Source organism: Bacillus cereus group sp. N31, assembly GCF_016483245.1.
Classification (GTDB): Bacteria; Bacillota; Bacilli; order Bacillales; family Bacillaceae_G; genus Bacillus_A; species Bacillus_A toyonensis.
In genome coordinates, this window is the sequence record NZ_JAEHCH010000003.1 from 130,272 (window position 1) to 147,149 (window position 16,878).

The window sequence follows — 16,878 nt, forward strand, 5'->3', positions numbered from 1 at the left end:
TTAGAATGTACATCAATCTAAAACAAAGAATATTTTCAAAAATATTACAAATTCAGACAACATATTGTAAATTGTCTGAATTTTCATTATTATATAAGCGTTATAACGTATTTAATATTGGGGAGGAATAGGGATGAAGAAAAAGCCTTTTAAAGTGCTGTCTACGCTTGCGGCGGCAGCGGTGCTTAGTTGCACATTTGGGGTAGGTAGTCAATCTGTTTATGCGGCAACGCCGTCTAATGTAGGATCTTTAAGTCCGATTGATGAAAATTTAATTCAAGAGGACCGTCTAGCAGATGCGCTCAAGAAACGCGGTGTAATTAATAATTCTGCGTCGAAAGAAGACACATTAAAAGCTGTTGAAAAATACGTAGAGAAGAAAAAAGGCGAAAATGCTGGGAAAGAACCAGCAACAGGGGATAGTGTCTCGAGAGAAGCGTTTGACTTTTTGAAAAAAGTGAAAGATGCAAAAGCAGATGCGAAAGAAAAAGCTGATCAACCTGCTAGTGGCCCGGTAGTTGGACAAGAGCCGGTTAAAGGGGGATTAAACGGCAAAGTACCAACTACTTCAGCGAAGCAAAAACAATATAATGGTGATGTCCGTAAAGATAAAGTGCTTGTATTGTTGGTGGAGTTTGCTGACTTTAAGCATAACAATATTGATCAAGTACCAGGTTATATGTATTCAAATGATTTTAATCCAGAACATTATCAAAAAATGTTATTTGGTAATGAGCCATTTACACTCTTTGATGGTTCAAAAGTACCAACATTTAAACAATATTATGAAGAGCAATCTGGTGGTAGTTATACAGTAGATGGCACAGTAACAAAGTGGTTGACAGTTCCTGGTAATGCGGCAGATTATGGCGCAGATGCAGGAGATGGCGGCCATGATAATAAAGGACCAAAAGGACCTCGTGATTTTGTAAAAGAAGCATTAAATGCGGCTGTAGAAAGTGGTATTGATTTATCTGAATTTGACGAATACGATCAATATGACAATAATGGTGATGGCAATAAAAATGAACCAGATGGTCTGATTGATCACTTAATGGTCATTCACGCTGGAGTTGGGCAAGATGGAGGCGGTGGTAGACTAGGTGATGATGCGATTTGGTCGCATCGTTGGCACCTTGGAACACCATATCCAATTGAAGGAACAAAAGCAAAAGTTGATAACTGGGGCGGTAAAATGGCAGCGTACGATTACACAATTGAGCCAGAAGACGGAGCAGTTGGTGTATTCGCACATGAATTTGGTCATGATTTAGGCCTTCCGGATGAGTATGATACGAAGTATTCAGGAGCAGGGGAGCCAATTAACTCTTGGTCTGTTATGAGCGGCGGCAGCTGGGCTGGTAAAATTGCAGGTACAACGCCACCGAGTTTCTCTCCACAAAACAAAGAGTTCTTTCAAAAGAACATGGGTGGAAACTGGGCAAATATTGTAGAGGTAGACTATGATAAATTAAATCGTGGTATCGGTTTTGCAACGTACTTAGACCAAAGTGTAACGAAATCAGCTCGTCCTGGTCTAATTCGCGTTAACTTACCAGATAAAGAAGTGAAAGGTATTCAGCCTGCATTCGGTAAGAAATATTACTATAGTACAAAAGGCGATAATCTTCATACAACATTAGAAACACCAGTGTTTGATTTAACAAATGCAACACTGGCGAAGTTTGATTACAAGTCATTGTATGAAATTGAAACAGATTATGACTTCCTTGAAGTATATGCAGTGACAGAGGATAATAAGAAAACGTTAGTCGATCGAATTGGCGAAAAGAATGTGAAAAATGGTCTAGATACAACGGATGGTAAATGGGTAGATAAGTCATATGACTTAAGCAAATTTAAAGGTCAAAAAGTAAAACTAGTATTTGAATACATTACAGATGGTGGCTTAGCACCGAACGGTTTTACTTTTGATAACGCTACATTAACTGTAGATGGAAATGTTGTCTTCTCTGATGATGCAGAAGGCGAATCGAAATTAAAATTAAATGGTTTCGTTGTAGCAAACGGTTTTGATAAGAAGAAACATAACTACTATTTAGAGTGGAGAAACTACGCTGGTGCTGACCAAGCATTAAAATATAGCAGCGGTGTACCGTATAATACAGGTCTTGTTGTATGGTATGCAGACTCTAGCTTTACAGATAATTGGGTTGGTATTCATCCAGGCGAAGGTTTCTTAGGGGTTGTTGACTCTCACCCAGAGGCAATTGTTGGAACGCTAAACGGCAAACCAACTGTTCAAGGTAGTACACGATACCAAATCGCAGATGCTGCATTCTCCTTTAACCAGACGCCAGCATGGAAAGTTGTATCTCCAACACGTGGAACATATGATTACAAAGGATTACCAGGTGTAACGAAGTTTGATGATTCTAAATTGTATATAAATGATTTAATCCCAGATGCAGGACGTAAATTACCGAAGTTTGGATTGAAATTTGAAGTAGTTGGACAAGCAGATGATAATTCTGCAGGTGCAGTTCGTTTATATCGTTAATAATGGAGAAGCTGTTGAAGGGGATTCCTTTCAACAGCTTTTTTCATAGAAACATAAATTTCATTAAGCAATTAGTTGATGTCCAGATTGATTAAAATATATTTCTATGCAGGTTGGCTTACTTCTTTAAACCAGCCGCATAAAACGGGCCGTGAACTGCGATAGTTGATAAAATACGAGCAATTTCCTTAGGTGTTTCTTTTTGGCCATTATTTAGCCATTGCTGAATGACACCTATATGAGCAGATGCCATATAAGAAGTTAGGTATTCGCTTGGAACAAGCAAACTCTCTTTATCAATAAGAGCCCCATTCGTATCTTCAAATAGTGTTTTCCACATAAAGTCTTTCAGTTTTGTTTGGAAAGATAAATCTCCTTTTGGACTTAGCACAGCTTTCATAAAATCACTATTTTCATTTAGAACTTCAAGAATAGAAGCGATAAGTACAAATGGGGTCGTTGGGGAAGGGTTTGAGCCAAGATCGGCAATCACTTCAGGGAATTTTTGTTTGGCAATGCTAGAAAACTCATGCATAATTTCTTCTTGGCATTTCGTCATTAAATCAAATTTATCTTGATAGTGCGCATAAAATGTACCGCGATTTATGTTCGCTTTCGTTGTAATATCTTTTACTGTAATGGCGTCAAAACCTTTTTTTTCAATAAGCTCCACTAGTGCATTTCGTATGGCCGTTTTCGTACGAATAACACGTAAATCTAAATTACTATCACGCAAAGCATGTCCCTCCTTAATTTTACTCAACACATTTAGAAAAAGTGTCTTATAACCGACACATTCACGATTTTTGATTATTGAATAAGATTTAGCTCAAACATATAATTCAAAATATAAATAAACAACACGTTGTTCGTTTATTGTAACGAAAATTAAAGGAGGAGAAAAGAAAATGTTTAAAAACAAACTTTTATTGTTAGCACCAGTTATTGCACTACTTGTTGTTTTTATTTTTTCATTAACATTATTCCCAACTGTTCAACCAAAGCCAAAAAACTTGCCAATAGCAATTGTAAATGAGGATCAAGGTGTAGAAGTTCCAAATCAACCGAAAATGAATATGGGGCAAACAATTGTTGATACGGTGAAAAAAACAGCGAAATCAGATGAAGAACCTGCGGTGAAGTGGGTAGAAGTGAAAAATAAGGAAGCAGTTCAAAAAGGTTTAAATAATCAAGAGTATTATGCAGCATTCGTCATTCCGAAAGAATTTAGTATGAAACAGGCTTCATTACGAACACCGCAGCCATCTTCACCAGAAGTAGAAATATTAATTAATCAAGGAATGAATACAGGTGCATCAACTATGGCAGGGCAAATATTAAATGGTGTAGTGGATAATATAAACAACAATGTCCGTACACAAATATTAGATGGATTGAAAGCAAGGGGAGCTACTTTAACAACAGATCAAGCTTCGAAATTAGTAACACCTATTGTAAAGAACGTGAAAAATGTGAATGAGGTCGGAAAAAATAGTGCGAACGGTAACTCACCAATGGCATTATTCCAGCCGTTATGGATTGCAAGTTTAGCTAGTGCAGCGATTATCTTTATTGCGATTAGTAAAATGCCGGTACGTACAAGAAAAGAAAACTTTGGATTAAAACTAAAACAAATAGTAGCTGGAGCAGTTGCGACACTTGTAATTGGTTTTGGCCTTACGTGGATTGCAGATGGGATGGTAGGGTTAAATATTTCGAATTTCACGGATACAGCGTTGTTCTTATCCATCACATCTTTTAGCTTCTTCTTAATGATATCGGCGGTACTTTCATTAGTTGGGCTAAAAGGTATCGGTTTATTCGCACTCTTACTATTCTTCGGGGCACCGTTATTATCATTAGCGCCTGAAATGTTGTCGCCATTTTATCAAGATTGGGTTTATTCTTGGTTACCAATGAAATTTATGATCGAAGGACTAAGGGAGATCTTCTTCTTCGGAAAAGGGGTAAGCTGGAATACACCTGTTACTGTGCTCGTTTGGATTGGTGTGGTAAGTATAGTTATTGTTTTAGTGACTGCTTTCAAACGTAGTGCAATAAAGGAACATAAAACAGAATTAAACGCTTAGAAAAAAGAACGTTTCACTCGTAGTGAAGCGTTTTTTTGTGGTGAAATGATTATTAGTCTATAGGGAAATGAAAAGTTCGTATTTGTGAGTTCTTTTTGTATACATGCTCCTACTATTTCAAATTGCATAAAATATCATGTGAAATAATGGAGGGGATACGATGTATAATTCGAATTATTATGATTCGTATAGGCAAAATGATAAGTTGATTCGTGATATTGAGAAAGCGATTAATGGAGAATTTAGTGCAATAAGTTGCTATGCGAAATTAGCTAATATGGCTCCAAATGCGGCGGAACGAAATCAAATTCTTGAAATTCGTAACGATGAAATAAAGCATTTTCATCAGTTTGTACAAATCTATACAAATTTAACTGGTCAGCAGCCGAAACCACAAATTACGGAAGAATGCCCGAATACGTACTTACAAGGATTAGAATTCGCTATACAGGATGAGCAAAGGACAGTAGATTTTTATTTGGAAATTTCAGATGAAACATCGGATGCATCTGTGAAAGATTTGTTACGGAGAATAGCTGCAGATGAACAAAATCATGCGGTTTGGTTTTTATATTATTTTGTGAAGTCGAAGTGAGTATAAAGAATGAGTGGCTGATGTGATGAATATATTAGAAATTGTTTTAAAGCGTAGTGCAACAATTGAATGAAAAACTTAAATATAAGCAGAAAGAAACCGTTTCATAAGTAGTGGGACGGTTTTTCGCGGTGAAATACAAGTTACATAGGTATCGACAAAATATAGTAGTTGAATTTGGTATATAATGTATGAAATGAAAGCGAAAATAAATAAGCTAGGAGCAAATAAATGAAAAGAGGAATTATTGTAGATATTCCAAATGAATATGATAATCTACTTTGGAAAGTGTTAAAGCCGATCGATATTACGTTATTTGATTGGCGAGTGGAAAATGAGGAATCTTATTTCAGATTACCTGATGGATTAGGATCAGAATTATTCTCAGAAGATAACAAGGTAATGAGTGGATTAGAATTGAAAAAATTAATAAAAGACAACATATATTATCTCATTTTTGCAGATTTAAAAGCGTATCCAAAAGGAGAAGTATTAGAAGAGATTGAAACATATGAAGAGTTCACAGAGAGCAAGTGTGAAGTAGTCGTATTAGTAGCGGACGGTGATTATATACACATTTACGCTAAAGACCAAAAAGCGATTGAATTGATGTATGAAAACGCACTGAATCAAGGTTTTTATGTTGAATACGTTACAGACGAAAATGACGGTAGAACGCGTTTGTCAGTATAGTAGTAATTTGAAAGGGGAACGGCAATATGGAGAGAAATACAGTTAAAGAATATACAATACGAACTGCTACTGAAGAGGAGAGCGATAGCATTATTACTCTATTAAGAGAAGTAGCAGAGTGGTTACAACATAAAGAAGTAGATCAATGGCAGTATCTGTTAGGAGGAGAGGCTACAGCTGAAATATTAGAATGTATAAGAAATAAATATACGTATATTGTTATGAAAGAAGATGAAATTGTTGGTACGATTACAGCATCTCCTAAACAAAATGAATGGGATGAACATATTTTTGGTAAAGAGGAAGTTTCGGATTCAGTATATATTCATAGATTTGCGGTGAGACGGAAGTATAAGGGGAATGGAATAGGAGAATCGATTTTGCAGTGGGTAGAAGAAAATGTACAGTGTGATAAAGAGTACTTGAAGTTAGATTGTGTGGGACATAATCGTACTTTGAATGATTTTTATAAGAAAAATGATTTTGAGTATGTGGGCAGTACGGATGGGCTTAGTAAGTTTCAAAAGAAAAGGAGAAAATAAATGAATCCAATTAACGTAAGTTTAGTTGAGAAGTTAATACAGAAACAGTTTCCTGAATGGGCACATTTAGAAGTGAAACCTGTAAAGTTTAGTGGACATGATAATAGAACGTTTCATCTAGGGGATGAGATGAGTGTAAGATTGCCAAGTGACGCGGCATATGCGCCGCAAGTAGAGAAAGAAAATAAGTGGCTACCTATATTAAGTAAGGAGCTTTCTTTCCCGATTTCTGCACCAGTTGCGAAAGGAAATCCAACTGAAGAGTATCCGTGGCCTTGGTCTATTAATAAGTGGATAGAAGGAGATACTGTAACGAAACAAAATGTTCGTGACTTACATGAATTCGCAGCGGACTTAGGATCATTTCTACTAGAATTGCAATCTATTGATTCTAGTAACGGACCAATAGCTGGAGCGCATAACTTTTACCGAGGCGGGTTTATATCTGTATACGATGAAGAAGCGAGAGTAGCTATTGAAAACAATAAAGACGCTTTTGATGAGGCATTGTTAAAGCACCTTTGGGATTTAGCGCTCCGATCAAAATGGGAACGCACACCAGTTTGGATTCATGGAGATGTTGCGCCAGGGAATTTACTCGTTAAAGATGGAAAGCTTTGTGCCGTAATTGATTTTGGTATACTAGGAGTAGGTGATCCTTCGTGTGACGCGGCGATGGCATGGACATTTTTTGATGAAAATAGTAGAAATGTATTTAAAGAAGTGTTGAGGATGGATGAGGAAACGTGGGATAGAGCGAGAGGATGGGCGCTTTGGAAGGCGTTAATTACATATGATGCGAATAGAGATAGTAATGAAAAAGTAGCTGAGGAAGCATATCGTGTAATCCAAGTGATTGTGGATGATTATAAAATGAGATGAAAATAGTAATGTGTAGCACAAGTTTTGATTGAAGTTATTTGACGTTTACTATGCAATAAAAAGGAGGGAACATAATTGAAAGTCAGGCAAGGGAAATATGAAGAAATAAAATTGCGTGATAGAATTCCAGGTATGGTTGAATATATAGATAGCACAAGACTTCCGGCTGATTTTCACTACTATATCCCTCCACACTGGCATAGAAGTATTGAAATTAGTTTAGTAATATATGGAGACGTTTTTTTGTATGTAAATGGGCAAAAAAAGAAAGTATCAGCTGGCGAGTTTATTTTTGTAAACAGTGGAGATGTGCACGAATTTGAAAAAGTTGAGAATGCAAGTTGTGCAGTAATGATGTTAATAGTTTCGTATGAATTTCTTAAAGAGCTAAATGCTGATTTTGATAAATATAGATTTACTCTACAAGCATCATTTGTGCAGAAAGAAAAGCTCCAACAAATATTTTATGAATTAAAGGAGTTGGTCACAAATTTTGATGAGTTAAGTTATATAAAAATGAATAGTTTAATTTATGAGATTGTTTATATTCTATTGCGCCACTGTAAAGATAGAAAAAAAGAAGATAATGATTTTCAATTTGGAAATAAACAAAAAGAGATAATTACATATATGTATGAACATTATGATGAAAAGCTTAAAATGAAAGATGTAGCGAAATACTTTTTTGTAAGTGAGGAACATTTTTCTCGGATGTTCAAAAAATCTTTCGGATCAAATTTCACCTCTTTTTTAACGAGATACAGGCTTCATAAAGCGTATGAAGATATTATTAGCAGTACGAATTCTATACAAGATATAGCAGTGAAACATGGATTTCCCAATGTGAAATCATTCATTTCGCAGTTTAAAGGGAAATATGGGTATACACCATTACAGTATAGAAAAAATATCATATCAAAAAATGACAATAATTGAATCAAATATGAACAACAATAAAAATACGTTCCATGTTACATTTTGTACATGGAACGTATTTTTATTTAGTAAATGGAAAGGTATACGGTTATATAATTTTTCGGAAAACGAAAGCGTTAAAAAAGAGATGGGGGAATAGTGAATGTCTAGAAAATATAGCTTAGATTTATTAGAAAAGATTCAAGAAAAACAAGAAACCATCAATGTACAAGGCGCAGAAGTAATAGTGAAAAACATACCAGATTGCGATGAAAAGGGAGCAATGGATCCACGTCTTTATAAAGATATGAAGGTTCAAATGAATATAATGAGGTTTATGCCTAAAAATATGATGAAAATGGACGCTTCTGAAAAATCGGTAAAGAATATGAGAAAGCAGTTTAATGGTATTAAAAGCGTTCCAATCGTAACGAAAGATATAAATATTACGAATGAAACGGTTAAAGCGGAAGATGGATATGACATTCCGATAAGGATTTATAATAGTATTTCAAAACGAGAAAACGCGCCAATTTTATATTTTATTCATGGTGGCGGATTCATGGCAGGATCACCAGATGTGGTAGAAGAACTTGTGAAATTAATAGTAGAAAAAACAGATATACTAGCCTTTTCTGTAGATTATCGATTAGCTCCAGAACATCCTTTTCCAACTGGACATACAGATTGTTACACTACTTTAAAATGGATTTATGAGAATGCTGAAGCATTCGGCGGTAATAAGAATAATATTTTTGTGGCGGGTGATAGTGCTGGAGGGAACTTAACACAGTATTGTACAACGAGAGATATGGAAGATGGTAGAAACTTCGTTAAAGGGCAATTACTTCTGTACCCTACACTTAACATGTGTGACTATGAAGACGAGTTTTATTCTTGGAGTATAGATAAATATGAGATTGCTCCGAAATATAAAAAAGGATTAGAAAAAATGCTTAATATGATGCATGCAATGGTCGGAGGGATGGCAGGAATACTTGGTACGGAAGACATTCATTCGAAGTATTTAAGTCCATACGTTGATGTATCTTCAGATTATCCAAGTACATTTATTACGGTAGGAGAACATGATTTTTTAATGATTGAATGTTTAGCGTATGCAGCTAAATTGAAGAAACAAGGAGTGGATACTGAAACGATTCTCTATCGTGGTTTAGGGCACGCGTATGGAGATAATGTAGGTGTCTATCCTCAAAGTGAAGATTTAGCGATTGAGATGGGGAGTTTTATATTGAAGAATAGTAAGAAAGACTCCTACTTCGAGCAATGATTTTAAACTCTACTTTGTGCTTTAAGTGAGAATATCTAAAAAGTATATAAAAAGCCTAATTTGATCTAAATGTTTCAAATTAGGCTTTTTTATATGATTAAATATTCAAGATCAAAAGAAGGAATAAAACTATATTATGCAGAATATTTAGATAATATGAGGTGTCGAATTTTGAGTGAAATTGAATTAAAAAGTAATGTAATTAAGACAGGAAGAGAGAGGAGTATGATTCTTCGGTTTATACTTGCTAGTCTCGTTGGGATGTTTATGTTTTTCGTACCTGTTACGATAAATGGAGCTTCTTCTATTATGATTGATCATATCGTATCGTGGATCCGTACTTCAGTTCCTGGCGTAGTACCTTATTATGCATTGTTTGTTATGGCGATTGGTGTGATTTATCCATTTTATACGAAGAAATGGAATGCATCTATCGTAGACATTTGCTTTTCTATTTTAAAAGTAGTTGGTGTTGTTTTTGGCGTATTATATTGTTTTAAAGTGGGACCAGCTTGGTTTTTTGCACCAGATGTTGGGCCGTTTTTGTATGAGAAACTAGTTATATCGGTAAGTTTACTCGTTCCAATTGGTTCGGCGTTTTTAGCGTTATTAGTCGGATATGGGTTGCTTGAATTTATCGGTACATTTTGCCGTCCGGTTATGAGGCCTTTATGGAATACGCCGGGACGATCGGCAATTGATGCGGTTGCCTCCTTCGTTGGAAGTTATTCACTAGCCTTATTAATTACGAACCGTGTATATAAAGAAGGAAAGTATACGACAAAAGAAGCAGCCATTATCGCTACAGGATTTTCTACAGTATCCGCAACATTTATGATCATCATTGCAAAAACATTAGACATTATGCATTTATGGAATGTTTATTTTTGGACTACACTTGTAGTAACATTCATCGTGACTGCTATCACCGTAAGAATCCCACCTCTTAGTAGAAAGCCCGATACATATATTACGAAAGAAGGGTTCCCAGAGCCCGTTTATAAGGAAAAAATGTTAGAACGTGCTTGGGAAGATGCATTAGAAGTATCAAGATCTGCACCGAGCATTATGAAAAATATTGCAGTGAACTTAAAAGACGGTTTTATTATGACGATGGGAATTTTACCATCTATTATGTCAGTAGGGTTAATTGGTATCGTCTTAGCGAAGTTCACGCCAATATTTGATTGGATCAGTTATATTTTTTATCCATTTACATGGGTTTTACAATTACCAGAAGCAGACTTAGCTGCTAAAGCGGTATCAGTTGGTATTGCAGAAATGTTTTTACCATCATTATTAGTTGTAAGTGCGCCGCTCGTGACAAAGTTTGTCATTGCGGTTGTTTCGGTATCATCTATTTTGTTTTTCTCCGCTTCAATCCCTTGTATATTATCGACAGATATTCCGTTAAAAGTATCTGAACTTATTATTTTGTACGTGCAGAGAACGATATTAACGTTGCTTATTATTACGCCGATTGCTTATTTGGTGCTTTAATAGGAAACCCTCGCTTTCTATGTGAGCGAGGATTTTTGTTATTAAAATCATTATATATAAATTTTAAGAATTTTATTCCTATGTTATAGTAACAAAAGAAGGGGGCTTACAAATGGAAATCATTCACGAAAGAGCGAAGTTACGGTTAATGGATAGTGGTGATGTCGAAACTTTGTTTTCGATTATAGAGGGAAATAGGCAAATTTGGGCGTATTTAATCTCAAAAATGGAAACTGTTCAAGATATGCAGCAATATGTTCAAAAAGCGATAAAGAGTTATGGAAAGGGTACACAAATCCCTTTCGCTGTAGTGGATCAACAGACGAACAAGATTGTAGGGAGTACACGTTTATATAATATTTCAGTAGAAGATAAAACAGTGGAGTTAGGGCAGACGTGGTACCATCCAAGTGTGCAACGTACGAGTATAAATACAGAATGTAAGTATATGCTTCTCCAGTATGCTTTTGAAAAACTGCATATGCTACGAGTGCAAATTAAGACGGATGTAAGAAATGAAAAAGCACAACGAGCAATTGAAAGGTTAGGCGCGGTAAAAGAAGGTGTGCTAAGAAATGAAAGAAGATTGCCGAGCGGTCATGTGAGAGATGCAGTTGTGTACAGTATTATTGCGAGTGAATGGTCAGGCGTGAAAGGAGAATTGTTAGAAAAATTAGAGTTATACAAAGAAAAGCTATAATTCGTATTTTGTAAGGTATATGATCGTAATTTGCGAATAATATACCTTTTTTTCTTACAAAACACTAACTTATTTAATTTACTTTTGTTTCATCATTCCCTTCTGAGAAAAAATTCGTTACAATGTAGTTGTATGGTAATAAACTAATGAATTAAAATTGTAATGAAAACCGCAAATGAAAAATGAATTGATAATCCTCAATTTTAAATGAAAACCCTTTTATATATAATAAGTAAAATACCTTCTTTTAAACAAACTCAAACAAAACGATTTGATATAAATGTTTTTTTATAGAAGTATGGATGATGTACGGAGGCAATTACAAATGAAAGAAAATAAGAAGAGTAAAAAAAGACGAATCTTTCAAGTGTTTTTATTAATGATTTGTTCTGCTATTTTGTATGTGAGCTATGCAGCTTACGATATTTGGAGTTATCGCTTTAAAACGGATGATGATGTGAAGACAGATGCTGGTATCGTGCTAGGAGCAGCTTCATGGAACGGAAAACCATCTCCTGTATTTAAGGAAAGAATTAATCACGCGATTTCTCTATATAAAAACGGAAACATTAAGAAAATTATTTTTACAGGTGGTACAAAGTTTGAAGCGGAGCTTGAGGAAGCTCGCACTGCTAGAGTATATGCATTGAAACAAGGTGTAAAAGAGGAGGATATTTTAATTGAAACAAAATCCCTTTTCACTGAAGAAAATTTAAAGAATGCGAAGGAAGTTGGAATAGAGAACGGAATACACTCATACACGATTGTAAGTGATCCACTTCATATGAAACGCGCAATGAGAATCGCAAAACATATTAACATTGAGGCATATGCTTCACCGACTCCAACATCAGCATATAAAACGTTAGATACAGAAATTCCATTCTTTTTTAAAGAATTATTCTCGTATATCGGATATGTAACCTCTTTGCCGCTAAAGGCATTGAAGGGGGATTAATATAAGAAAAGGACCTGTTTTTCTATAGGGATTTTTCTTATAATCCAAAAACATTGTATTTTTATCGGAATAGTGAAACAATAGAGAGATAGCTTCATATAATCATAATGACAAAATGAACGGTTTATGAATCGAGCATTTACGGGCAGCCCGACTCCCACTGAACTTCTTTGCTCCACCTGAATTTTGAGGTGGGAGTTTTACTGCCCGCAAATAGCGGGATAAAGGAGATTATAGTATGGCACTCTCATTTGTTGAAACAGAAGAACAATCTTTCATTATTGAACAAATAAATAAATTGATTCCGAAGTTCATGGAAAGGGAGCATCAATTAAGTGAATTAGGATCATTTCCGTATGAAAATATTAATAATTTAAAAGATATCGGATATACGAAAATAACGTTACCGAAGGAATTTGGTGGTAGTGCGATTTCTTTATATGACTTCGTTTTATTTCAAGGGAAAATTGCAGAAGGCTGTGGAGCTACTGCATTATCGATTGGATGGCATATCGGTATTGTAAAAGAGCTAGCTGAAAATCGCTCTTGGAATGATGGAATGTTCAAATGGTTTTGCGAAGAAGTGCGTAATGGTGCACTCTTTAATCGGGCAGCAACAGAACCGAAAACAGGAAGTCCGACGCGTGGTGGTAAACCAGAAACAATCGCGGTGCAACAAGGCGAGAAGTGGATTATAAATGGAAGGAAAACTTTTACAACGATGGCACCAGTACTTGATTATTTTATTATTTCAGCAAGTATGGAAGGCCGAGAAGAAGTTGGTGAGTTTGTCATTCCAAGAAATACGCTCGGTGTATCAATTGAAGAAACATGGGATAGCGTTGCGATGCGAGGAACTGCTAGCCACGACCTTGTCTTACAAAATGTGGAGATAGAAAACCGCTTCTTTACGAATGTATTGGGCGGGAAAGTGAAACAAAAGGGTATTGGCTGGTTGCTACATATACCAGCATGTTATTTAGGAATCGCACAATCAGCAAGAAATTATGCAGTTCATTTTGCGGAATCATACAAGCCAAATAGTTTAAACCATTCTATTAGTTTATTACCGAGTGTTAGAAGATTAGTTGGAGAAATAGAGCTTGAGCTTATGCAAGCTCGCGTCTTTTTATATCAAATTGCGAAAAAGTACGATGAGGCAGAAGATAAACTATCACTACAAGCAGAACTAGCGGCAGTGAAATACGCAGTAACAAATGCGGCGATATCTATAGTAGATAAAGCAATGCGTATCGTAGGGGCAAAAAGTTTATCAGAAAAAAATCCACTTCATCGTTATTACTTAAATGTCAGAGCGGGTTTACACAATCCGCCGATGGATGATGCAACATTGTCTATACTGGCGGATGCAGCATTTCGGTCGTGATGTTTTAGGAGTAGATCTTATGAATTTAAATGTTATTGTTTATGGACAATATAGTTGTTTTGAAAGCACGTGTTTGATTAGTAATCGAACACGTGCTTTTTATTTGTTTGCCATCCTAGTTTGAAATGTAGTGTTTTCATATAAATGATTATCATGATTTGATGAATGTTCCTGGATGAAAAATATTTATTGTAATGCCAGTTTGAATGTAAACGGTGATAAGGTGTTTTTTGTTGGGAAGGGATTTGTAACTTTTAATAGAATAATTTATGAAGATGATTAGATAATAAATGTTTACACATAAGGAGATAAAACTATGGAAAAGAACAAATTACTAAGAATGGACAATGTCAGTATCGTTGTAGAATCTCTTGATGACGCAATCTCTTTCTTCGAGGAGATTGGCTTGAAACTCGAAGGGCGAGCTACTGTCGAAGGTGAATGGGCTGGTCGCGTAACCGGACTGGGCTCCCAGTGCGTAGAGATTGCTATGATGGTTACGCCAGATGGTCACAGCCGAATTGAACTTTCGCGATTTCTCACCCCACCTACTATATCAGATCACCGGACTGCTCCTGTAAACGCCCTCGGTTATTTACGCGTCATGTTCACTGTTGAAGACATTGACGAAATGGTATACAGACTCACGACTAAGTGTGGTGCTCAGCTCGTTGGCGAAGTGGTTCAGTACGAGGACTCGTATCGACTCTGTTACATTCGTGGAACCGAAGGGCTTCTAATCGGTTTGGCGGAACAACTCGGTAACAAATAAGAAAGTGAAGTTTTATAAAAAAACTTTACTGAAATATATTACTGAAGTGAAAATTGAAACAGAATAGTAGTGTGAAAGTAACTTTAAGAAGTATGGTACGTCATGACAGGACTCTCCGAACCACTTGGTCGCCGGGGAAGAAGCAGGGAAGAGATACAGGTAACATCTCTGTGAAAACGTTATATGCTAATTCCTCTCAATTTGAAGAAATTTATTATTCAATAAAAGGGCTCTTCTCCAGAGCGACAAAAAAGCCAATTTCCTTAATTTTAATATTGAGAAATTTGGCTTTTAATTTTGGAATTTCTTTAACGTTGTAAATTCGTATTTTCCTGAGCTACCCTATGCTCATCAAACTAAGAAGAGCAACTACTCCAAAGCGAGAAAATTGACATCTCCAGATGAGGATGTACAATTTTTTGTTTTGAGGATGCTCCAAAATATTAGCTTAATAGCAATGGGCAGCATCCCTTGAATAGCTTCGAAGAACTCAATTCTAAAAAATACATCTGAACGAGAGATAATGGAATGTTCTTTTGTAAGATGTATATCTTTTTCTCTTTTTAGTAGTATTGTTCATGAAAAATAGCACATTACAAATAAGTGTTATCAATTGAAAAAATCTTTCTTTTCATTCTTCTTTTTATAGTTTTATAGGAGAAAGCTAGGCTTCTTATTTTTACTAATGTATAATAAGAAAAAAGCACGAAAAGAGGTTATCTCATGCTAGAGGTTATTGCAACATGTTTAGAAGATGTGAAACGAATTGAAAGCGCGGGTGGGAAGCGGATTGAATTAATTTCATCTTATACAGAAGGTGGATTAACGCCGAGTTATGCATTTATTAAAAAAGCGGTAGAAGCAGTAAATATACCGATTCACGTTATGATTCGTCCGCATGCGAAGTCTTTTACATATACGGAAGAAGAAATTGAAATGATGAAAGAAGACATTAGCGTTGCGCAGAAGTTAGGTGCAGCAGGCGTTGTATTAGGCGTATTAAACGAACAAAAAGAAGTTGATAAAGAGAAGCTAGCAGATTTGTTATCTGTTGTAGATGGAATAAATGTAACGTATCACCGTGCGATAGATGATATAGAAAACCCAGTAGAAGCGATAAGAATTTTAAAGGAATTTCATAAAGTGACTCACGTGTTAACTTCAGGTGGACAAGGAAATATAGTAGATAATATTCCAGTGCTTAAAGATATGCAAAAGGTAAGCGATGGTCAAATTCAACTTGTAGCTGGAAGTGGTGTAACGAAAGAAAATATAAAGCAGTTATTAGATGAAACTGGAATTTCGCAAGCTCATGTCGGTACAGCGGTAAGAGAAGGTAAATCATGTTTTTCTGAAATTGATCGAAGTTTAGTGCGAGAATTAGTTGAAATAATAAAATAATTGCATAAGAAAGAGGAGAAACGATGAAGGAAAATACGAAGAAAGAATTATTCTCATGGGCTAAAACGATAGGATTTACCCTTGTATTAATCGCAATTATTCGCGGTGTTTTATTTACACCTTCTTTAGTACAAGGTGAATCAATGATGCCTACTTTAGAAAATAATGAGCGCGTTCTCGTGAATAAGATTGGTTATAGTATAAGTGGATTAGATCGCTTCGATGTTATCGTCTTCCACGGAAAAGAAGGGTACGACTTAGTAAAACGAGTAATTGGTTTACCAGGTGATACAGTTGAGTATAAAAACGATGTTTTATACGTAAACGGAAAAGTGATGGAAGAACCATATTTAAAAGAGTTTAAAGAAAAAGCAGTAGGCCGTGTATTAACTCCAGACTTTACGTTAGAACAAATCACAGGAAAAACGAAAGTGCCAGAAGGCCAAGTATTTGTTTTAGGAGATAATCGTGAAGTTTCTAAGGACGGTCGCATGTTTGGCTTTATTTCAGAAGATGAAATTGTTGGAAAAGGACAAGCTGTTTTCTGGCCATTGAAACAAGTAAGAGCGTTATAAAGCAAGTATGGGAGAAATGTTCTTCTTGTGGATTTAAATCACATTTTTTGTAAAAC

The 16,878-nt window shown here is 35.6% G+C and carries 16 protein-coding genes; 15 read left to right on the top strand and 1 reads right to left on the bottom strand.

All coding sequences use genetic code 11. From position 1 onward, the window contains the following. Positions 1–133: 133 nt before the first annotated feature. Positions 134–2,521 carry an immune inhibitor A domain-containing protein gene (locus JDS81_RS07115; protein ID WP_000728984.1) on the top strand — a complete coding sequence of 796 codons (2,388 nt, stop codon included), beginning with the start codon at positions 134–136 and terminating at the stop codon, positions 2,519–2,521. 118 nt (positions 2,522–2,639) lie between these two features. On the opposite strand, the gene JDS81_RS07120 is transcribed toward JDS81_RS07115, so the two are convergent. Continuing rightward, the gene (locus tag JDS81_RS07120; RefSeq protein ID WP_097954349.1) at positions 2,640–3,257 is read right to left on the bottom strand and encodes a TetR/AcrR family transcriptional regulator; all 618 of its coding nucleotides are present in this window, start codon (positions 3,255–3,257) and stop codon (positions 2,640–2,642) included. Positions 3,258–3,429: 172 nt separating this feature from the next. On the opposite strand from JDS81_RS07120, the gene JDS81_RS07125 reads away from it, so the two are divergent. From JDS81_RS07125 to lepB, 14 genes are all read left to right on the top strand, one after another. Continuing rightward, positions 3,430–4,611 (top strand): YhgE/Pip domain-containing protein, encoded by a 1,182-nt coding sequence (locus JDS81_RS07125; RefSeq protein WP_097954348.1) that lies wholly within the window; start codon positions 3,430–3,432, stop codon positions 4,609–4,611. A 160-nt stretch (positions 4,612–4,771) separates the two neighbouring features. Further along, on the top strand, positions 4,772–5,206 hold the full coding sequence (locus JDS81_RS07130; protein ID WP_097954347.1) for a ferritin-like domain-containing protein: 435 nt from the start codon (positions 4,772–4,774) through the stop codon (positions 5,204–5,206). A 231-nt stretch (positions 5,207–5,437) separates the two neighbouring features. Next, positions 5,438–5,899, top strand: coding sequence for a DUF2691 family protein (locus JDS81_RS07135; RefSeq protein ID WP_000820175.1), 462 nt, complete (start codon positions 5,438–5,440; stop codon positions 5,897–5,899). A gap of 26 nt (positions 5,900–5,925) precedes the next feature. Next, positions 5,926–6,441 (top strand): GNAT family N-acetyltransferase, encoded by a 516-nt coding sequence (locus tag JDS81_RS07140; protein ID WP_000440853.1) that lies wholly within the window; start codon positions 5,926–5,928, stop codon positions 6,439–6,441. Continuing rightward, positions 6,442–7,323 (top strand): aminoglycoside phosphotransferase family protein, encoded by an 882-nt coding sequence (locus JDS81_RS07145; RefSeq protein ID WP_097954346.1) that lies wholly within the window; start codon positions 6,442–6,444, stop codon positions 7,321–7,323. 75 nt (positions 7,324–7,398) lie between these two features. Continuing rightward, on the top strand, positions 7,399–8,259 hold the full coding sequence (locus tag JDS81_RS07150; RefSeq protein ID WP_087949600.1) for an AraC family transcriptional regulator: 861 nt from the start codon (positions 7,399–7,401) through the stop codon (positions 8,257–8,259). Positions 8,260–8,401: 142 nt separating this feature from the next. Continuing rightward, a complete protein-coding gene (locus JDS81_RS07155) occupies positions 8,402–9,529 on the top strand; it encodes an alpha/beta hydrolase (RefSeq protein ID WP_097954345.1) in 1,128 nt (375 codons plus the stop codon). A gap of 171 nt (positions 9,530–9,700) precedes the next feature. After that, positions 9,701–11,029, top strand: a complete 1,329-nt coding sequence (locus tag JDS81_RS07160; RefSeq protein WP_097954344.1) for a YjiH family protein — start codon at positions 9,701–9,703, stop codon at positions 11,027–11,029. A 112-nt stretch (positions 11,030–11,141) separates the two neighbouring features. Continuing rightward, positions 11,142–11,729, top strand: a complete 588-nt coding sequence (locus tag JDS81_RS07165) for a GNAT family N-acetyltransferase (RefSeq protein ID WP_097954343.1) — start codon at positions 11,142–11,144, stop codon at positions 11,727–11,729. Between the two features lie 325 nt (positions 11,730–12,054). Next, on the top strand, positions 12,055–12,687 hold the full coding sequence (locus tag JDS81_RS07170) for a YdcF family protein (RefSeq protein ID WP_000662220.1): 633 nt from the start codon (positions 12,055–12,057) through the stop codon (positions 12,685–12,687). Positions 12,688–12,925: 238 nt separating this feature from the next. Then, complete coding sequence (locus JDS81_RS07175; protein WP_097954342.1) at positions 12,926–14,074, top strand: acyl-CoA dehydrogenase family protein; 1,149 nt, start codon at positions 12,926–12,928, stop codon at positions 14,072–14,074. A gap of 316 nt (positions 14,075–14,390) precedes the next feature. Further along, a complete protein-coding gene (locus JDS81_RS07180) occupies positions 14,391–14,846 on the top strand; it encodes a VOC family protein (protein ID WP_000414361.1) in 456 nt (151 codons plus the stop codon). A gap of 723 nt (positions 14,847–15,569) precedes the next feature. Beyond that, positions 15,570–16,247, top strand: a complete 678-nt coding sequence (locus tag JDS81_RS07185) for a copper homeostasis protein CutC (protein WP_097954341.1) — start codon at positions 15,570–15,572, stop codon at positions 16,245–16,247. 23 nt (positions 16,248–16,270) lie between these two features. Then, a complete protein-coding gene (gene lepB / locus JDS81_RS07190) occupies positions 16,271–16,822 on the top strand; it encodes a signal peptidase I (protein WP_097954340.1) in 552 nt (183 codons plus the stop codon). The last annotated feature ends 56 nt before the right edge of the window (positions 16,823–16,878 follow it).